This is a genomic window from Leeuwenhoekiella marinoflava DSM 3653 (genome assembly GCF_900129005.1).
Classification (GTDB): domain Bacteria; phylum Bacteroidota; class Bacteroidia; order Flavobacteriales; family Flavobacteriaceae; genus Leeuwenhoekiella; species Leeuwenhoekiella marinoflava.
In genome coordinates, this window is sequence record NZ_FQUN01000026.1 from 40,413 (window position 1) to 59,905 (window position 19,493).

The 19,493-nt window shown below is 37.2% G+C and carries 17 protein-coding genes and 1 riboswitch; of the genes, 2 read left to right on the plus strand and 15 right to left on the minus strand.

Going from position 1 to position 19,493, the window contains the following annotated elements:
• The first annotated feature begins 34 nt into the window (after positions 1-34).
• A complete protein-coding gene (locus BUB91_RS19105) occupies positions 35-1,063 on the plus strand; it encodes a glycosyltransferase family 2 protein (RefSeq protein ID WP_164917886.1) in 1,029 nt (342 codons plus the stop codon).
• Here the strand turns inward: BUB91_RS19105 and BUB91_RS19110 are convergent, their stop codons facing one another.
• The 3 genes from BUB91_RS19110 to BUB91_RS19120 all read right to left on the minus strand — a co-directional run bounded on the left by BUB91_RS19110 (position 1,064) and on the right by BUB91_RS19120 (position 3,520).
• On the minus strand, positions 1,064-1,543 hold the full coding sequence (locus BUB91_RS19110) for a hypothetical protein (protein ID WP_073100784.1): 480 nt from the start codon (positions 1,541-1,543) through the stop codon (positions 1,064-1,066).
• A gap of 105 nt (positions 1,544-1,648) precedes the next feature.
• A complete protein-coding gene (locus tag BUB91_RS19115; RefSeq protein ID WP_073100785.1) occupies positions 1,649-2,758 on the minus strand; it encodes an acyloxyacyl hydrolase in 1,110 nt (369 codons plus the stop codon).
• 9 nt (positions 2,759-2,767) lie between these two features.
• A complete protein-coding gene (locus BUB91_RS19120; RefSeq protein WP_073100786.1) occupies positions 2,768-3,520 on the minus strand; it encodes a head GIN domain-containing protein in 753 nt (250 codons plus the stop codon).
• Between the two features lie 149 nt (positions 3,521-3,669).
• On the opposite strand from BUB91_RS19120, the gene BUB91_RS19125 reads away from it, so the two are divergent.
• Positions 3,670-5,292, plus strand: coding sequence for an ArnT family glycosyltransferase (locus BUB91_RS19125; protein WP_073100787.1), 1,623 nt, complete (start codon positions 3,670-3,672; stop codon positions 5,290-5,292).
• Here the strand turns inward: BUB91_RS19125 and BUB91_RS19130 are convergent.
• The 12 genes from BUB91_RS19130 to BUB91_RS19185 form a co-directional block, all read right to left on the minus strand.
• The gene (locus BUB91_RS19130) at positions 5,289-6,383 is read right to left on the minus strand and encodes an acyloxyacyl hydrolase (RefSeq protein WP_073100788.1); all 1,095 of its coding nucleotides are present in this window, start codon (positions 6,381-6,383) and stop codon (positions 5,289-5,291) included. The genes BUB91_RS19125 and BUB91_RS19130 overlap by 4 nt on opposite strands.
• Before the next feature lie 51 nt (positions 6,384-6,434).
• On the minus strand, positions 6,435-7,388 hold the full coding sequence (metF, locus tag BUB91_RS19135) for a methylenetetrahydrofolate reductase [NAD(P)H] (RefSeq protein WP_073100789.1): 954 nt from the start codon (positions 7,386-7,388) through the stop codon (positions 6,435-6,437).
• 114 nt (positions 7,389-7,502) lie between these two features.
• Complete coding sequence (metH, locus tag BUB91_RS19140) at positions 7,503-10,229, minus strand: methionine synthase (protein ID WP_073100790.1); 2,727 nt, start codon at positions 10,227-10,229, stop codon at positions 7,503-7,505.
• 9 nt (positions 10,230-10,238) lie between these two features.
• On the minus strand, positions 10,239-11,264 hold the full coding sequence (locus BUB91_RS19145) for a homocysteine S-methyltransferase family protein (RefSeq protein ID WP_175551015.1): 1,026 nt from the start codon (positions 11,262-11,264) through the stop codon (positions 10,239-10,241).
• Between the two features lie 117 nt (positions 11,265-11,381).
• Positions 11,382-11,482, minus strand: a riboswitch (SAM riboswitch).
• A gap of 151 nt (positions 11,483-11,633) precedes the next feature.
• The gene (locus BUB91_RS19150; RefSeq protein ID WP_073100792.1) at positions 11,634-12,686 is read right to left on the minus strand and encodes an NAD(P)/FAD-dependent oxidoreductase; all 1,053 of its coding nucleotides are present in this window, start codon (positions 12,684-12,686) and stop codon (positions 11,634-11,636) included.
• A 45-nt stretch (positions 12,687-12,731) separates the two neighbouring features.
• Positions 12,732-13,316, minus strand: a complete 585-nt coding sequence (locus BUB91_RS19155; protein WP_073100793.1) for a precorrin-2 dehydrogenase/sirohydrochlorin ferrochelatase family protein — start codon at positions 13,314-13,316, stop codon at positions 12,732-12,734.
• A complete protein-coding gene (gene cobA / locus BUB91_RS19160) occupies positions 13,316-14,080 on the minus strand; it encodes a uroporphyrinogen-III C-methyltransferase (RefSeq protein ID WP_073100795.1) in 765 nt (254 codons plus the stop codon). Before cobA ends, BUB91_RS19155 begins: the two co-directional genes overlap by 1 nt.
• Complete coding sequence (locus BUB91_RS19165; RefSeq protein ID WP_073100797.1) at positions 14,070-16,166, minus strand: nitrite/sulfite reductase; 2,097 nt, start codon at positions 16,164-16,166, stop codon at positions 14,070-14,072. The genes cobA and BUB91_RS19165 overlap by 11 nt, the downstream gene beginning before the upstream one ends.
• Positions 16,167-16,271: 105 nt before the next feature.
• Complete coding sequence (locus tag BUB91_RS19170; RefSeq protein ID WP_073100799.1) at positions 16,272-17,516, minus strand: sulfate adenylyltransferase subunit 1; 1,245 nt, start codon at positions 17,514-17,516, stop codon at positions 16,272-16,274.
• 54 nt (positions 17,517-17,570) lie between these two features.
• Complete coding sequence (gene cysD, locus BUB91_RS19175; protein ID WP_073100801.1) at positions 17,571-18,470, minus strand: sulfate adenylyltransferase subunit CysD; 900 nt, start codon at positions 18,468-18,470, stop codon at positions 17,571-17,573.
• A gap of 12 nt (positions 18,471-18,482) precedes the next feature.
• Complete coding sequence (locus tag BUB91_RS19180) at positions 18,483-19,106, minus strand: phosphoadenosine phosphosulfate reductase domain-containing protein (protein WP_073100803.1); 624 nt, start codon at positions 19,104-19,106, stop codon at positions 18,483-18,485.
• Positions 19,106-19,378: a DUF2061 domain-containing protein gene (locus tag BUB91_RS19185; RefSeq protein WP_073100805.1), complete on the minus strand. Its 273-nt coding sequence runs from the start codon at positions 19,376-19,378 to the stop codon at positions 19,106-19,108. The genes BUB91_RS19180 and BUB91_RS19185 overlap by 1 nt, the downstream gene beginning before the upstream one ends.
• Positions 19,379-19,493 lie beyond the last annotated feature (115 nt).

The following is a 19,493-nucleotide window of genomic DNA, read 5'->3' on the forward strand; positions in this document are numbered from 1 at the left end:
TCTTATTGTAGTTTTGTGCTTTGGCTTTAAACGTTTGAAAACTGATACACTTAAATCTGCTTCTACTCATCATACTTCATTTTCGATAATTATTCCGTTTAGAAACGAAGCTGAGAACCTCAACATGTTACTCGAATCACTTTCAGATTTGAATTATCCAAAATCACATTTTGAAATCATACTCATTGACGATGCTTCAACCGACGCATCTGTGGCTCTTGTTGAAGCGTTTCAACAGCAAACCGAAGTCTCAATTATAGTTATAGAAAACGAACGCTTTTCGACTTCTCCTAAAAAAGATGCTTTAGCTAAAGGAATCAGCAAAGCACAATTTGAATGGATTATCACAACTGATGCAGATTGTAAAGTGCCGGAGTTATGGCTGCAACATTATACTCAAAAAATCAGAGCCGAGGATAGTCAATTTATTGCCGGTCCGGTTTGCTTTTTTGAATCTAAAGGATTTTTCAATACGTTTCAGCAGCTTGACTTTTTAAGTTTACAAGGTGCGACTATTGGAAGCTTTGGACTCCAGCAAGCATTTATGTGTAACGGTGCCAATCTTGCTTTTTCTAAAACCGAATTCTTAAGATTGAAAGGATATGCGGAAACGGACCACTTAGCGAGTGGCGATGATGTCTTTTTGATGCAAAAATTCATCAAAGAAATGCCTAAGAAAGTGCACTACCTTAAAACATCCGAAGCACTCGTAATCACCCAGACACAACCTAACTGGAAAAGCTTGAAGGACCAACGCAAACGTTGGGCTGCAAAAGCTTCAGCATACACAAGTTGGTTTGCTATACTGACTTCTCTACTGGTTTTGCTAGGGAATGCCGCTCTATTTACAATAGTTTTTCATCCTGAAATCTGGCCATTATTGTTATTGAAAGTTACCGTAGATTTTTTATTGATATACCAAACTGCATCTCTTTTTAATCAAAAAAAGAAGTTGGTTTACATTCCTCTTGTGGCGGTGGTTTATCCGTTTTTTACCTTATATATCGCACTGGCAAGTCAGTTTGGTAAATTTGAATGGAAAGGCAGAACCTTTAAGAAATAGTTACTCAACCTGAATAACGATCGGCATTTTAAACATGGTTTTCACAGGGATGCCGCGTTTATGAGCTGGGTAAATTTTAGGCAGAGAATCTAGGCTATCTTTTAGCCAAGCTTCCAACTGTGGTAATTGCTTGGCGATTGTGTCGGGGATTTCGGTTTGCTCGATCTTGAGATCACCCAAGTCAGAGATACTCAGATATAACCAAATTGTATCGTTCAATTCAGATTCAACAATAATAGTTTTTGCAGAAAGTTGGCGCTGAAAATTAAGCGCAAGTTCGGTTTTGAAGCATTCGTAAACGGCATCTTGTCCCTCGATTGAATCGCACGAAGCAAAAGAAGGATATTCTTCAACTTCATTCATATTGAGGTTCTTGAGTTCTTCCTTTAGAAACGTATCAGAAGACACTTTTTTAGTCTCAATATCTTTGCAACCGGTAACCCAAACGGCAAACGCCAAAAGAACTAGATTTCTTACCATAAAAACAGCTACAAAGATGTGAAAACGTGAGGAATAAAACTAAACTATATTTTTAAAAGGAGCAGTTTCGTTTTCCGCTTCTAATCTCAGACCGAAACGAGTAGCTTAAAAACGATATCCCACACTAAATTCTACTCCTTCTGCCTTGGCACCGTGCGCTTTTACCGTAACAGAAGCAAAGATAGCGTCTGTAAGATAACGCTTTAAACCCAAGCGATTATAGAATCGGTTTTCAAATTCATACGGATAATAGATATAATACCCAAGATGAGAAACAAAAGCGATTTTATTAAACCGCAACTCGTGACCTATAAAAAGCCCTACACGCTTCCAATCTTCATCTCCGCTAACGCCTAACTCAGGAAAAGAAGCTGCCTGAAGCTTGATCAATTCTTTAAAGAAATAAGCTAAAAACACATCTGTACCGGCAAGTAAGGTACTCTTATGATTTATGCGTTTGTCTGCAAATGCAGAAACTACAAAAAACGGAAACCGACCCTGACCAACGATATCACTTTCATTAACTCCGCCTCTCAAAACCAAATTGTAGTGAATAGGCTCTGTGTATTTTGTGCGTTCCCCTTCCGGAATAAAATCTGGCATCTCCTTATAATTCAGGTTGTAATTAGCTCCTACGTTAAAAGCAAACGTATTGGTACTGTTATTAGGAGCCCGCAAGTTGGCATTGCTATAATGTATGATTGTAAAACCGGCATTGAGTCCAAAACCTCTATACAGGTTTTGCTTGTTGTATTGCAAGGCGATGTACGTAGAACTCAAAAGCTTGGTACCATACGCGTTGTTCTGATAATTGGTCTCTGCATCATATGGACTTCCCGCTACAGCAAAGCCTTGCCCAATACGGAAGTAGGCATTTCGGTTTAAGAAATAGAAATTAAAATGACCGTAAAAGCTTATGTTTTCGCCCAGATACTCATTATGCAAATTCTGATATGCCATTGAAAAACCCCAATCCGGATAATTATAACGACGTTCCCACTCATTAAAACCATAGGTTTTGCGATTATAACTCAAAAGAAAACCGGTAGGATGACCGGTTATGAGGTGATTGATATCGGGATTGTGCTCGAGAATGCTTCCGTAGAAAAAAGAAGCATCTAAAGAAACTGGCTTTTTTTCTTTAGTAAAATCAGTTTCCTGAGCTGTAAGATTAAAAAAAGATAAAATTAGAAATACGGGTAAAAAGCGCTTCATATATCTTTTTTACTCCTCAAAAATTAAACGGCCTGTGTAACGCTCTTCTACATCAACAACCGGAGGACGATTTACCGAAATGACATCTCCTGTACCGGTAATAACACCCGTTAAACTTTGCCGTGGATTTACAATCATTTTGTTAGGCGCCCTGTGATAAACTTCGATATTTTGCACTATAAAATCTCGACCTTCAAAACGTGGATTTTCATTTTGAAAACCAAGCTTCATATTTTCTGCTTCTCCAGTCATGTAAAAAACACTTTTACCGTTTGCATCAATCCTAAGGTTTTCGGTATCCAGATCTAAATGAAACTCACCTGTTTTTCTTAGAATGACATCTAAGTTTATTGAGGTATTGCTCACTAAATACAAATCAGGAAAAACCAATGTACCGTCGCTGTAGATCTCGCGCGCAGAGTTATGACGAATTTCAGTAAGATTAGGGACGGTAACAAAAACCTCAAAGTTGCCATACTCTCTTAAGAGATTACAACGTGTATCATTACGAAGTACCAAAACCCCATCCTGAACTTCTATCAATGCCTCTGAAAGTAAGTTCTTACCGGTACGTAGCGTCGCTTTATATTCGTCGCCTTGCTTGAGATAGACAATTACATCGGTCTCAACACGAAGTTTATTAAACTCTTCTAATTGATATTCTACCTCAACGGTATCTCCCGAAGTTTGAAAACAGTCTGGTGCATTTTCAGAATTACAAGAAACAAAGATTACTAAGAGTACTAAAACAAGGCTGCGCATGAAAGCAATAATTTTTAGGCAAATTACGGCAAAAAGAAAGAGAATGACCACTGTATATTTTGCTTGCTTTTAATATTGAATGAAATTCAGTAAATAAATTTTCAGGATACGTATTTTAAATAAGAACTTTAGCACTTTAAAATCAAGCTTTGACTAAAAAATTCTACGTAGTTCTGATACTACTTTTTGCTCTTCTGACTCTTGGATTAGGGAGTTGGGGCCTTACTGAAAGCAGCGAAGCCCGTTATGCTGAAATTGGCCGTGAGATGGCAATGAGTAATGATTTTATTCATCCTTCCCTGCTAGGTATAGGTCATTATCACAAGCCTCCTATCACCTATGCAATTACTGCCATTGGGTATAAAGTTTTTGGTTTTAATGAATTTGGCGCTCGGTTCTTTATGAGCCTTGCACTAATTCTTCAATTATTATTGATTTTTAAAATTGGTAGACTTTGGTTTAAAGATGAAAAGATTGGCATAGCTGCTGCACTTATCTATTTCTCATTTCCTATCGCGCTAATTGCAGCACGGAATTTAACCACAGACGCATACTTAGCAACTTTTATCATCTGGAGTATTTATTTATGGCTTCAGGTCAAGGTAAATAATAAAAAAGCATATCTATATCTATTCTATATAGCTTTAGGATTAGGCTTTCTTACTAAAGGTCCGGTTGCTTTTTTACCAACAACACTATTTATTTTATGCTATAAAATCATCTATAAAGAAAAACCAAAACTGAGTATTCACAGCATTTCAGGTTTAATCTTATTGTTGGTACTATCAGTATCCTGGTTTGCCGTAATTGTTGCTGAAAAACCAGCTTTATGGGATTATTTTATACAGGAACAAATCATAGCTCGTACTGTAGCTGCCGAAACTTTTCACAGGGCGAAGCCTATTTGGTTCTATTTAGTTTTTGCTCCACTACTTTGCTTACCTTGGTTGGTGCCTATTGTATTGAATCTTTATAAAGACAAAAGTATAATCAGTCTTGATCGAGAAACCAAAACATGTGGATATTCAGCTTTAGCTATTTTAATTGCTTACTCCCTTTTTTCGTCAAAGTTGATTCTTTACATCTTACCCTTATATCCGGTTTTAGCATTATTCTTCGGTACTATTTTTATTAAGTATTCTGAAGCATCAAAGAAGATATATTTAATTTCTTTTAAAGGCGCTTATATTTTATTGGGTCTTATAATCATCGCTTTGATCATTATGCCAATGATTTCCTTCAATATTTGGCTTGCATTATTTTTATTGATCTCAGCTTTAGCCACAGCCTATTATTTATTTTACAAATCTGCTTTTGCATTTAGATTTAAAATCCTCACGCTTAGCACGGTTGCTTACTGTTTTGTAATTATAATTCACACCAGCTTTAGTGCTCAAAATAGTTTTGTTATTAATTCACCGAAACCTCAATATGAATTTATAAAAACAGAACGCGCTGATACCGATTATAAAGTACTCATTTATGATAACTTGTTATCGTCTGCGCCTTTCTATCTTGATAAACGGATAATTACAATTTATGACACCAATTTTGAAGCGAAGCGAGACACCCGTTTTGAGAAAACAGATGTTTGGAAACAAAGTTACTTACCTCTCAATGAAGAAGGTCAAATGAAGCGGCTAAAAGAACTGCTTAATGATAAGAATAATGTATTGCTTATCAAGACAAAAAAATCACTCCCTGAAGAATTGACCTATTTATTAGAGAAATTTAAATCGAAAGAATTTAAGAAATGGACCGTTTATTATTAGAGTCTAATACCTATTCCAAATTCTACAGCTTCAGCTTTGGCTCCGTGAGATTTTAAAGTAATCGCACCAAATATATTATCATTGAAATAACGCTTTAAGCCTCCTCTAAAATACACACGTCCTTCGAAATCATAATCGTAGTAAGCGTAATACCCAAATTGCGTTACAAATGCATTTTTATTAAAATGCAATTCGTGACCAACAAACACTCCAACACGCTTCCAATCTTCATCACCAGTGGTTCCATATTGACTAGCAAAGGCTATTGACTCGTATTCAATTTGATCTTTCAAAAACGGACTTAAAAAAAGGTCTGCTCCTACCTGTAAACTGCTTTTATGCGAAATACGTTTGTCTAAAAATGAAGAAACAATTAAAAATGATTCTTGACCTAAACCTATAAAATCACTCTCATTTACACCGGTTCGTAAAACGAGATTCCATTTTATAGGCTCTGTATATCTACTTTTGATTTTCGGAATATAATCAGGAAGCTCCTCACTATCCAGCTGATAATTCAACCCAATATTAAAGGTAAACGAATTAGTACTTGCGTTAGGAGCACGAACATTTGCATTTGAGTAATGAATTAATGATATCCCCGTTTGCAGTCCTATTCGATCTATGATATTAGGTTGCTTATAATTAACCATTATATAAGTAGAACTCAATAACGTAGAGCCGTATGCATTGTTCCTAAAGTTCTTATCTATATCAAAAGGCTTTGTTGTAAACGCAACACCTTGAGCTATACGTACCATTAAATGCCTATTGAGTGCATAAAAATTAAAATGCCCGTATAATCCATAATTCTCACCTAAATTCGGATTTTTCTGATCTTGGGCTACAAAAGAAAACCCATAATCAGGATAATTATAACGCGCTTCCCACTCATTAAAACCGTACGTCATCCGGTTATAAGAAAGAATGACACCTGTAGGATGCCCGGTGATTAAATGAGAGACATCTTTATTATGTTCAAGAATACTTCCGTAAGTATAATTAACATCAAAGTTATAAGGTTTAACCTCGGCCTCCTGACCATAAGCAAAACCTACAGCAAATAGGGCAATAAGAATTCTATATTTCATTCAAAATAGGGTATCCGGCAAATGTATCAAATATTATTAGTAATAGACTTGTTAAAAAAGCGCAGATGCAATTGCTTGTACATTATCGCTTTTACCCATAGAATAATAATGTAATACTGGCGCACCACCTTCCATAAGCTCTTTAGATTGCTGAATAGCCCACTCAATTCCTACTTGACGTACATCTGCATTATTTTTACACGATTCTACAGACTCTATCAATTCCTGTGGAAGATCTATTTTAAAAACCTGCGGTAACAATTGTAAATGACGTTTAACAGCTATAGGCTTAATACCGGGAATAATAGGAATATCTATTCCTTCAGCCCGTACCAGATCAACAAACTCAAAATATTTTTTATTATCAAAAAACATCTGAGTCACAACATAATCTGCACCAGCCTCAACTTTTTGAATCAGGCGTTTTAAGTCTGTTTTTAGAGATGGAGCCTCCAAATGTTTCTCTGGATACCCAGCGACACCTATGCAAAAATCAGAACAGTCTGAAGTTTCTACCATACCGTTCAAATAATGTCCTTTATTCATTTCGGCTACTTGCTCTACAAGACCCAAAGCATATTCATGACCACCCGGAGTGGGTTTAAAATACTGCTCTTCGCGCATCGCATCACCACGTAATGCCATCAGGTTATGAATGCCTAAATAATGACAGTCAACAAGCATATATTCGGTTTCTTCCTTAGTAAAACCTCCACACAAAACATGAGGTACAGTATCTACATTATACTTATGCTTTATAGAAGCACAAATACCTATAGTCCCCGGTCTCATTCGGGTTACTTTCTTATCTAACAATCCATCTTTCTCTATATAAACAAACTCCTCACGTGACGTAGTAACATCAATGAATGGAGGCTTAAATTCCATTAAAGGATCAATATTATTATACAACTCCTGAATACTTTTTCCTTTTCTAGGCGGAATCAATTCAAAAGAAAATAAGGTCTTACCGTTTGCCTTTTTTATGTGATCTGTAATTTTCATAAGTAGATTACCTGCTTAACTAACTGCAATTGCAGGCTTTTATTTTTGGTTGTCTTAGTTGTTTTATTACTCGATAATCGAGACTAAAATGCTTCGATGCTTGCGCTAAGGTTTTTACTGGTCCGAAATATTAGGGTTAAGCCATTTTTCAGCAAGACGCACTTCTATTCCTTTGCGTTCTGCAAAATCTTTAACCTGATCCATTTTGATTTTTCCAAGGCCAAAATAACGCGCTTCAGGATTTGCAAAATAATACCCACTTACTGAAGCTGCCGGCCACATTGCCAAACTTTCGGTAAGCTCTACACCTATTTTTTCATTTACATCAAGTATATCCCAGATGGTCAACTTTTCCAAATGGTCTGGACAAGCAGGATATCCCGGTGCAGGTCTAATTCCTTTATACGCTTCTTTGATGAGCTCCAGATTACTTAGCGATTCATTGTTTGCATAGCCCCAATGGTCTTTTCTAACACGCTCGTGTAAATATTCTGCAAAAGCTTCAGCAAAACGATCTGCCAAAGCTTTAACCATTATACTGTTGTAATCATCGTGATCTGCTTCATATTTCGCAGCGAGTTCTTGCGTACCGAAACCTGCTGTCACACAGAAACATCCCATATAATCTTGTTTACCACTTTCTTTAGGAGCGATAAAATCGGCTAACGCTATATTGGGTTTGCCTGATGCCTTTTTACTTTGTTGACGCAGCGTTCTAAAAATAAATTTTTGTTGCTTATCGACTGCGCTCGAAGTAAAAATCTCGATATCATCATCGTTTATGGTGTTGGCCTCAAAAAGTCCAAAAATCGCTTTTGCAGTCAGTAATTTTTCTTCTAAAATCCTTTTCAGAATCCCTTTAGCATCAGCAAATAACTCACGTGCTTGCTCACCCACTACATCATCTTCTAAAATATCTGGATATTTACCGTGTAAATCCCAGCTTCTGAAAAATGGTGACCAATCTATATAATCAACAAGCTTGTTCAGATCAAATTCTTCAAGAATCTGAACGCCTAATTCTTTAGGTTTAAAAGCTTCAAAATTATCCCAATCTAGTTTCCATTTATTCTCACGCGCTTGCTCTACTGTTAAGAAATCACGCTTTTTTCCTCGTGTTAAAAAACGCTCTCTAAACAAAGCATAATCTTCTTTGATGTCTGCTTTATACTTTAGTCTCGAATCCGGATTGAGAAGATCTCCTACCACCGTTACCGCTCGAGAAGCATCGTTCACATGAACAACAGCCTCCGGATATTCCGGATCAATTTTTACCGCGGTATGCGCTTTACTGGTTGTTGCTCCACCTATAAGAAGTGGAACGGTAAAATCTTGACGCTTCATTTCTTTTGCGAGAAAAACCATCTCGTCGAGAGAAGGTGTTATGAGTCCGCTAAGTCCTATAATATCAACGTTACGCTCTTTTGCAGTTGCGATGATTTTTTCTGGTGGAACCATCACACCCATGTCTATGATTTCATAGTTATTACATGCTAAAACCACACTCACAATATTTTTGCCAATATCGTGCACATCCCCTTTAACGGTTGCCATCAGGACGAGATTAGACTTCGCCTTTTCTGAAGCTGGCGGTGGATTTTTCAACTTTTCTTCTTCGATATAAGGCAATAAATAAGCAACCGCTTTTTTCATCACTCGAGCAGATTTTACCACCTGTGGAAGGAACATTTTGCCGTCACCAAAAAGATCACCTACCACATTCATACCGGTCATCAAATGCCCTTCGATAACGTGCAATGGCTTTTCTGAAGCCAAGCGTGCTTCTTCAATATCTTCTAGAATATAAGCATCAATACCTTTTACCAAAGCTCGTGTTATACGGCTTTGTAAAGGTTCTTCACGCCAAGAGAGGTCAACTGTTCTTTCTTTTGCGCTACCTTTTACACTTTCGGCAAAATCGAGCAAACGCTCTGTCGCATCATCGCGACGATCTAAGATAACATCTTCTACGTGCTCTAAAAGATCTTTAGGAATATCATCATAAATCTCAAGCATCGTAGGATTAACGATGCCGATGTTCATCCCCGCTTTAATCGCGTGGTATAAAAACACCGAGTGCATCGCTTCACGCACCACATTATTTCCACGGAAACTGAACGAAACATTACTCACACCGCCACTCACATGTGCATAAGGTAGATTCTCTTTTACCCAACGTGTGGCTTCGATAAAATCTATAGCATTGAGACGGTGCTCTTCCATTCCGGTAGCAACTGGAAAGATATTCAAGTCAAAAATGATATCCTCAGGAGGAAATTTCACCTGATTAACTAAAATATCATAACTGCGTTTGGTAATTTCCAGACGACGCTCATAATTATCAGCCTGACCGACCTCATCAAATGCCATCACAATCACAGCGGCACCGTATCGCTTTATTTTTTTAGCGTGGTCAATAAATTCGGATTCTCCTTCCTTCAAACTAATGGAATTCACCACGCATTTACCTTGAACGACCTGTAAGCCTGCTTCTATGATATCCCATTTAGAACTGTCTATCATAATAGGTACGCGTGAAATATCAGGCTCTGCTGCAATAAGATTGAGAAACGTAACCATTGCCTTTTTTCCGTCAATAAGACCATCGTCCATATTGACATCTATAATCTGTGCGCCACCTTCTACCTGATCACGGGCAATATCCAAAGCTTCATCAAATTTCTCTTCATTGATGAGTCTTAAAAATTTACGCGAACCTGCCACATTTGTACGCTCTCCTACATTCACAAAATTGCTTTCCGGAGTAACTACCAACGGCTCTAAACCACTCAATTTTAGCGGCCTTAATCTTTTCGCTTTAGCTATTGATTCTAAACTCATAATTCTGATTTATATCGCTGCTTCAGCTTCATTAAGCTCAGGCAATGGCCTAGGCTCATAATCTTTTACTAATTCTGCAATAGCATGGATGTGTTCTGGAGTTGTACCACAACAACCTCCTATAATATTGATCAATTTTTTATCTAAATAGATTTTTATCTGAGCTGCCATCTCTTCTGCAGTCTCATCATATTCTCCAAATGCATTAGGCAATCCTGCATTAGGATAAGCCGAAACTGCAAAGTCTGATTTCCCGGAAACCACTTCTAAATACGGGGTTAGTTGCTCTGCCCCTAAAGCACAATTAAAACCTACCGAAAGCAATGGCATATGCCCTATAGAAATTAAAAATGCTTCGGCTGTTTGACCAGATAAGGTTCTCCCGGAAGCATCGGTAATGGTACCGCTCACCATCACGGGAATTTCAATCTTGCGTTCTTCTTTCAGTTCTTCAATAGCAAAAAGTGCTGCTTTTGCATTTAGTGTATCAAAAATAGTTTCCACCAAAAGCATGTCTACACCGCCATCTATCAAGGCTTCTGCTTGTTGCTTGTAAGCTGCACGCAATTCATCAAAAGAAACCGCTCTAAAACCAGGATCATTTACATCGGGAGACATGCTCGCCGTCTTGTTCGTTGGCCCCATTGCTCCCGCTACAAAACGTGGTTTTTCTGGCTCTTTTTCTGTGAACTCCTGAGCTACTTTTTTAGCCATTTTTGCAGACTCATAATTGAGTTCATAAACAAACTCTTCCATTCCATAATCTGCCATAGCAATCGTAGTACCACTAAAAGTATTGGTCTCTACAATATCTGCTCCTGCAGCAAAATATTTAGCATGAACGTCTGCAATAGCTTCAGGCTGGGTAATACTCAACATATCGTTATTACCCTGTACCGGACTTGGCCAGTCTTTAAAACGTTCTCCTCTAAAATCTTCTTCTGTAAATTTATAGCGTTGCAACATAGTCCCCATTGCTCCGTCTAAAACAAGAATACGCTTTCTTAAAGCTTTATGTATTTTACTTTGACTCATAATCTTTATCTAAAAACAGTATTTTAATGCTTGCAAAACATGCTCATATACTCTGAGAATAGTGTGCAAAAATACGTTATTAAGAAGGCAAAAGAGAAGTCGCAAAGACTTGTTTTTATGTTATCTATCTCAAAATTGAGTAGAACGTAGCACCTTCTCCAAGAGGAGGGTTGCTAAGGCTTCAACGGGTCTAATCCCTCTACCTTTCTTGATAACCACATTAAATAATGAACTGAACTGCAAATATTGCAAAACCAACTTGAATTATAAAATAAAAAGCTCAGAATTAAATCTAAGTTTTAGACCTTTTGAAAAAGTCTTCAACCAAAAAAAAATCCTGAGCTTTATAGATAACCTTTAAATAACAAGCTAGTCAATAGCTTGCACTACTGCTTTTTCTGCTTCTTTACGTGATCCGTCAAAGCCATCAATACCACTTACGGTCGTATATTTCATCACATAACGTTTGCCGGGATTGATAATTTTATAAGCAGATTGACACATCATCGTTGCTTCGTGAAAGCCACAAAGTATCAGTTTAAGTTTACCAGGATACGTATTAACATCACCTATAGCGAATACTCCCGGAATATTGGTTTGATAATCTAGAGCGTTATCTACTTTAATTGCGTTCTTTTCGATTTCAAGTCCCCAATTTGAAATAGGGCCTAATTTAGGAGAAAGGCCAAATAATGGAATAAAAGCATCTGCTTCAATAGAAAATTGCTCTTCATTTTTATCTACAACAACTTCTTTAAGCTCTTCTACACCACCCAGCCCTACAACTTCTGCAGGAGTAACCAAATTGATTTTACCTAGCATTTTTAATTCACGTACCTTTTCTACGGAATCTAAAGCCCCTCTAAATTCATTTCTACGATGAACAAGAGTAACTTCTTTTGCGATATCAGCCAGATAAATACTCCAATCCAAAGCTGAATCTCCACCACCGGCGATAACTACTTTTTTATCGCGATAAACCTCTGGATCTTTAATCATATAAGCTACACCCTTATCTTCAAACTCATGAATGTTTGGGATAACTGGTTTACGCGGTTCAAAACTTCCTAAACCACCAGCTATGGCAACCACTGAAGCATGATGTTGTGTACCTTTATTAGTCGTCACGATAAAACTACCGTCATCTTGCTTCTCAATAGTTTCAGCACGCTCTCCTAACGTAAAACCAGGTTGAAATTGCTTTCCTTGTTCAATAAGGTTATCTACAAGTTTTCCCGCCATTACTTCAGGAAAACCAGGAATATCATAAATAGGTTTCTTAGGATAAATCTCTGCCAATTGTCCGCCAGGCTGAGCCAAAGCGTCAATAATATGACATTTCAACTTCAGTAATCCTGCTTCAAATACAGTAAATAATCCCGTAGGTCCTGCTCCAATAATGAGTATGTCTGTCTTTATCATCTTCTTTATGCTTTGAGCTAATTACAGCTCATTTCTACTTTCATTTTAATTTTTGGAAATCAATCCTTTTGTAAACTCGTTTAGGGTTTCAACTTTTTCTTCAAAATCCCCTTTTATGGTTTTTCTATATTCGTTAAGGTTCTGCACCAGATCGTCTATATTTTCAGGTATCACCTCTTCAAAAAACTGTCTTAAACGTTTTGCCGTAGTAGGTGATTTTCCATTAGTCGAAATAGCAATTTTCACATTTCCTTTTGTAACAATTCCGCCCATATAAAAATCACAAAGTTCTGGAACATCTGCGATATTACAAAGTAAAAAACGCTTTCTAGCCGCTCTGTAAACACGCTTATTCACTGCCGGGCTATCTGTTGTTGCAATAACCACATGGCGTTTTTTAAGCATCTTACGCGTAAACCTCTTTTTGGTAATTTTTACATTAAACTTTTTAGCCAATTCTAAAGTTTCTGGTCTAAAAAATGGCGCTACCATTTCTACAACAGCATCCGGACTCGATTTTGTCAAGAACGTCAATTTTTCTAAAGCTACGTTACCACCACCCACGATTAAAACTTGCAGGTTGCGAACTTTTAAAAAAACCGGATAAAGTGTATTTGTTTCTGTAGACATTAATGTGCTTTTTGCTCTATTTCTAATTGCAAATTAAGCAATTGCTCGCGATGTCTTACAACTTCACCTATCACAATAATTGATGGGTTAGTAAGTTTTAACTCTTGCACTACATCTTCAATAGTAGCTATAGTTCCAACACCTACGCGTTCTTCAGGTGTTGTTCCATTTTGTATAATCGCCACCGGAGTATCTTTTTTTCCGCTTTCTCGAAATAATTTTGTGATCTCTCCCAGCTTACTCATCCCCATAAGAATAACTACAGTTGCTGAAGATTTTGCTGCCAGCTTTACATCATTAGAAAGTTTATGTTCTTTTGTAGTCCCGGTAATTACCCAGAAACTTTCAGAACTTCCACGTTTGGTTAACGGTATATTTTGATAAGCAGGCACTGCAAGCGAAGAAGATATCCCGGGAACCATCGCCACTTCTAATCCTACTGAAGCTGCAGTTTCCATCTCTTCCGCTCCACGTCCAAAAATGAATGGATCTCCACCCTTTAAACGCACCACGTGACCGTGACTTTTAGCTCGAGAAATAATTAAATCATTTATTTGCTCTTGCTGATATGCATAACATCCTTTACGCTTTCCTACAAAAATAAGCTCTGCATCTTTTGCATACTCTAATAAATCCGGATTCACCAAAGCATCATACAGCACTACATCTGCACTTTCTAAAGCACGAACACCCTTTAATGTAAACAGTTCTACATCTCCCGGCCCTGCACCTACTACTGTTAATTTTGGATTATTAATTGGCATGTGCTAATTGATTTTTTCTGAACGCATCTACTCTGTCAAAAAATGCATTTGTTTCTGCAAGATAAGCCTCCGCAAATTCTTTTGTAGGCTCATTGCTTTGAATTTGATACACAAGATCTGCAAATGAAGTCTCTGTTATTAACGTATCATTTTCTCCAAAAGTATTATCAAATTCAGCGATAATATTCGCTTGAGTATTGGTTTTTACATTCTCTGAAAGTAAAATAGCCTTAGCTCCATTTACCAAACCCGCATAGGTGTGATAAACACTATCTGCAAAACGCTTTGCTTCAAAAGCTTCAATTGCGTTACCTAATTTGTCTTTAGCTTCAAGTAATAAAGTCTGAACCAAATCAATAACAACACCGGCACATTCTCCAACCCCTACTTCCTGAATGTATTTCTCATCGTTACCCCAATCCACAAAATCAGATTCTACTAAGTTATTTGTTTCTGAAAGTGGCTTCAGGAAGTCATAAAAATAACGCTGACCTTTTTCATCATAATAACTCAAGAAATCAAGTTCTCCTGCATTCGCTTTAAAATCATCAAGAATTGCACGCAAAGCCTGAGGACCTCTTTTACTAGGTATTTTGATCACTTTATCTGCAAAACGACCTTGACCATCTCCCAAAACGCCACCACCTAAAAGTACCTGCAAAGCCGGAGCAACCAATTTTTCTGGTGTACGCACAGACATTCCTTGAAAACCTATATGAGCCATATTGTGTTGACCACAAGCATTCATACAGCCGCTAATTTTAATGGCAATATCTTTATTGTTAAGATATTCCGGGTATTCAGCAATTAAAACATCCTCTAGTTTGTCTGCGATACCGGTACTACTTGCGATCCCTAAGTTACAAGTGTCTGTACCGGGACACGCAGTAATATCTGCTGTTGTTTCATATCCCGGGCGGGCAAAACCTAGGTTGGCTAGTTGTGAAAAGAAAAATGGTAATGCCCCTTCCGGTATATGTCTTAATAGTATATTTTGACGTAAGGTAAGTCGTAACTCATCCCCACCGTATTTTTTTATTAAACCTGCTAATGCGCGCGCTTTTTCTGTTGAAAAATCACCCAATCTTACTTTGATACCAATAGCATATAAACCGCCTTGTTTCTGCTTAAAAACATTGGTTGCTTTCCAAGCATCGTATTCTTTTTGATCTTCAATAGCTACCTGTGGAGCTTCAGTAAGTGGTTGTATTGGAGCCGCATCAAACGCTGCAGTATCAATCTCGTAGGTTTTATACGAAAGTGCTTTTTGCTCTTCGGCAACTAATTCCATAAAGCCATCAACTCCAATATCTTTGATAAGGAATTTCATACGTGCCTTAAGTCTTCTTGAACGCTCTCCATGACGATCAAAAACACGTAATACACCTTCAATAGTAGGTATCAATTCATTTACCGGCAAAAACTCAGTCAATACATCTGCATGTCTTGGCTGAGAACCTAATCCACCACCAAGCATCACTTTAAAACCGCGTTCACCATCTTTAATTTTTGGGATAAACCCTAAATCGTGAATGAAAGCTAAAGCCGAATCATCATCTGTTGCCGAGAAAGACATTTTAAACTTTCTGCCCATTTCCTGGCAGATTGGATTCCTTAGAAAAAACTGAAAGGTAGCATGTGCGTATGGGGTAGCATCAAAAGCTTCTTCTGGGTTAATACCTGCATCTGGACTTGCAGTCACATTACGCACCGTATTTCCACAAGCTTCACGAAGTGTTACATCGCTTTTCTCAAGCTCTGCCCACAACTCAGGAGTACGGTCTAAACTCACGTAGTGAATCTGAATATCCTGACGCGTTGTAATGTGCAATTTACCTCTTGAATACTCATCAGAAACATCAGAAATACGCAATAACTGATCACTAGTCACCTTTCCGTAAGGCAATTTAATACGTATCATTTGCACACCCTCCTGACGCTGACCGTAAACACCTCTTGCCAGACGAAGGCTTCTAAAACGTTCCTCATCTATCTTCCCATCCTTAAAGAGTCTGATTTTTTTCTCAAGCTCTATAATGTCGCGTTCTACAACCGGATTCTCTATTTCTGTTCTGAAGCTTTGCATAGCTTATTTCTTTTTTATTTTTATTTCATTTTAATCCTATAGGTAAAATAGGATTTTTGGCAAAAGAATGAATTAAAGTTTTTCCAATTCATTCTTTCTATATTTTTAACCGATAAAACCTACTCCTGCGGTAGTATTACTTTGCGTGTCAATTAATATAAAAGATCCACCTGCTTTATTATCAGCATAATTGTCGAAGAAAAGGTTCTTACTCAATTTAAAGTTAACCTTACCGATCTCATTTAGTGTTAATTGTGTCGCACTAGCGTCTTCACCCGAGTAATCAGTTGAAATTACATTTTCAATACTGTCTATTTTAGCTAAAACTCTATTTGTATTGTGTTGTATTTCATACTTAGCTCCCGGTATTAAGGCTTTTCCATCCATCCAACAAACAGAAGCTGTTAACGTCTTTGCAGCATGTGGCATTTCATCAGATTTAACTAAGATATCTCCACGCGTTACGTTGATATCATTTTCTAAAGTAATCGTCACAGAACTACCTGCAACTGCTTCTTCATACTGCTCATCAAAAAACTCTATAGATTTAATTTTAGATGAGGTTAAAGAAGGAAGAACCGTAACAGCATCACCCACTTTTAAGCTACTTCCATAAATTTTACCGGCGTATCCGCGATAATCATGAAACTCATCTTTCTTAGGTCTTATAACTGTTTGCACAGGAAATCTCGCAGCCGTCAACTCTTCTTGTTCCGGCTTTAAAGCCTCAAGAAAATCTAGAACGCTATCACCCGTATACCAAGACATAGAATCAGTCTTTTGAGCAACATTATCTCCTTTTAAAGCACTAATAGGAATAAACGTTATCTTTTGTTCTTCGTAGCTACTTTGCGCATTTAGTTTCTCAAAATCAGCTTTGATGTTTTCAAAAACCTGCTGATCATAATCAACCAAATCCATTTTATTAACAGCAACAATTACCTGTTTAACACGCAATAAATTATTTATAAAAAAATGACGATACGTTTGCTCAATCACTCCTTTACGTGCATCAATTAAAATAATCGAAGCTTGTGCCTGTGATGCACCGGTAACCATATTTCGGGTATACTCTACGTGTCCCGGAGTATCTGCTATTATATAACTCTTCTTTTTTGTAGAAAAGTAAATATGCGCAACGTCAATTGTAATTCCTTGTTCACGTTCTGCAACAAGGCCATCTGTCGCTAAAGAAAAATCAAGATAATCATATCCTTTTTTCTTACTGTTACGCTCTATTGCTTCTAATTTATCGTCTGTAAGTGATTTTGTATCGTAAAGCAGTCTTCCTATCAAGGTACTTTTACCATCATCTACACTACCTGCTGTTGCTATCTTTAAAACTTCCACGTTATTATTCGTATTGCTATTAATATTGTTTTCTGATCACTTTGTAAGCGAGTTCTAGAAATATCCTTGTTGTTTACGTTTTTCCATTGCTGCTTCAGAACGCTTATCATCTATACGCGCTCCACGCTCTGAAATGGTTGAAACTTTAATCTCTTTTACAATTTGCTCAATGGTATCTGCATCAGACTCAACTGCAGCAGTACACGTCATATCACCCACCGTTCTAAAACGCACAATACGCTCTAATACTTCTTCATCTTCTTCGCGATACACATATTTAGATGCACTCCAGATCAAACCATCACGCACAAATGTCTCTCGCTTATGCGAAAAGTATATAGATGGAATTTCAATATGCTCCTGCTCTATATAGCTCCACACATCAAGTTCCGTCCAGTTAGAAATTGGAAACACTCTCACATTCTGACCTATTTCAATTTTACCATTTAAAAGATCGAATAATTCTGGACGCTGGTTTTTCTCATCCCATTGACCGAAGTCATCACGTACAGAAAAAATACGTTCTTTAGCTCGTGCTTTTTCTTCATCACGACGAGCACCACCTATGCAAGCATCAAATTTAAATTCTTCAATAGCATCTAAAAGTGTTGTAGTCTGAAGCATATTTCGGCTAGAATATTTACCGGTTTCTTCAGTTACTTTACCTTCATCTATCGCATCTTGTACATGGCGTACGATTAAATTCAATCCTAATTCTTCTACCAACTTATCTCTAAACTCAATAGTTTCAGGGAAGTTATGACCAGTGTCTACATGCAATAACGGAAAGGGTATCTTCCCTGGATAAAATGCTTTTTGCGCCAAACGCACTAACGTAATGCTATCTTTTCCACCTGAGAAAAGCAACACAGGGTTTTCAAACTGAGCGACCACCTCTCTGAAAATGTAAATTGCTTCGCTTTCTAATGCATTTGTTTTTAAAATCTTACTCATATCCTCCTCAATTTAAGCGTGTAAACCACACTCTCTGTTTTCCAAAACTTTTGTTGGATCAAAATATTTATGTTCGTTTGGCAAATTATTCTCAGCCAAATAGGTATCTAATTCTGCGTCACTCCAATAATAAAACGGACTCACTTTTAAAACTCCGTCACTACTAATACTTAAAATATCTAGATTATCACGGTGTGCAGTCTGTCCTTTTCTCAAGTTCGTAAACCACACATCTGGTTTATGATTTGCCATCGCCCTTTTAAAAGGCTCTAGTTTCACTTGCTCCGTAAAAATCTTATGTTTTGGATCATCTATTTGTGGAATTCCCATCACAACATCACGATGCGAAGCCGTTTGCTGAGGCACATATAAATCAATATTCAACTTCAAAAGACCTATAACTTCTTCTGCATGTCTATAGGTATTAGGTGTATTATAACCGGTATCACACCAAACAACCGGAATATCACTTTTAGCCTGAGTCGCTGCAAATAATATTGCTGCTTCATAAGGTCTAAAATTAGTAGTAACAACTGCATTCTTTGAGTTAGTCACTGCCCACTTTGCGATTTCAACCGGAGTTTTTGACTTAAGCTCTTCATTGAACTTTATTAATTCTTCTACTGAATAACTCATTATCTTCCCCATTTTATAGTATTCCAAATACGCTCGTGAAAAAAGTATAACACCATCTTTGTCACCAATTCTATTGCTCCTATTGAAAATGCTAAAGACAGTGTGCCTGTTATAAACCAAGAAATAAGCACGGTATCAATCGTACCAACAATTCTCCAGCTAACAGATTTAACAATACTTCTTAATGGCTTTTCTGTAGAAGCATCTTTCTTATAAGTCACTTTTTGCTCCTTATTTGTCTGAGCCTCGTTATACACTTGATCTAAAATCATATCTGAATTACTAAATTCTATACTTTATTTAAATCCTATCGGAATACTAGGATTATAAAGCAAAAGTATACTCCATAATTCTATTGACCAAATCTTTCAGGAAATTTTTTGAAAC

Bases quoted from the DNA above. Each gene is read 5' to 3' on its own strand.
- BUB91_RS19155 (WP_073100793.1), bottom strand. From the start codon at position 13,316: ATGTCTACAGAAACAAATACACTTTATCCGGTTTTTTTAAAAGTTCGC.
- BUB91_RS19185 (WP_073100805.1), bottom strand. From the start codon at position 19,378: ATGATTTTAGATCAAGTGTATAACGAGGCTCAGACAAATAAGGAGCAA.
- BUB91_RS19130 (WP_073100788.1), bottom strand. From the start codon at position 6,383: ATGAAATATAGAATTCTTATTGCCCTATTTGCTGTAGGTTTTGCTTAT.
- metF (WP_073100789.1), bottom strand. From the start codon at position 7,388: ATGAAAATTACAGATCACATAAAAAAGGCAAACGGTAAGACCTTATTT.
- BUB91_RS19180 (WP_073100803.1), bottom strand. From the start codon at position 19,106: ATGAGTTATTCAGTAGAAGAATTAATAAAGTTCAATGAAGAGCTTAAG.
- cobA (WP_073100795.1), bottom strand. From the start codon at position 14,080: ATGCCAATTAATAATCCAAAATTAACAGTAGTAGGTGCAGGGCCGGGA.
- BUB91_RS19120 (WP_073100786.1), bottom strand. From the start codon at position 3,520: ATGCGCAGCCTTGTTTTAGTACTCTTAGTAATCTTTGTTTCTTGTAAT.
- BUB91_RS19150 (WP_073100792.1), bottom strand. From the start codon at position 12,686: ATGATAAAGACAGACATACTCATTATTGGAGCAGGACCTACGGGATTA.
- BUB91_RS19145 (WP_175551015.1), bottom strand. From the start codon at position 11,264: ATGAGTCAAAGTAAAATACATAAAGCTTTAAGAAAGCGTATTCTTGTT.
- metH (WP_073100790.1), bottom strand. From the start codon at position 10,229: ATGAGTTTAGAATCAATAGCTAAAGCGAAAAGATTAAGGCCGCTAAAA.
- cysD (WP_073100801.1), bottom strand. From the start codon at position 18,470: ATGAGTAAGATTTTAAAAACAAATGCATTAGAAAGCGAAGCAATTTAC.
- BUB91_RS19115 (WP_073100785.1), bottom strand. From the start codon at position 2,758: ATGAAGCGCTTTTTACCCGTATTTCTAATTTTATCTTTTTTTAATCTT.
- BUB91_RS19110 (WP_073100784.1), bottom strand. From the start codon at position 1,543: ATGGTAAGAAATCTAGTTCTTTTGGCGTTTGCCGTTTGGGTTACCGGT.
- BUB91_RS19165 (WP_073100797.1), bottom strand. From the start codon at position 16,166: ATGCAAAGCTTCAGAACAGAAATAGAGAATCCGGTTGTAGAACGCGAC.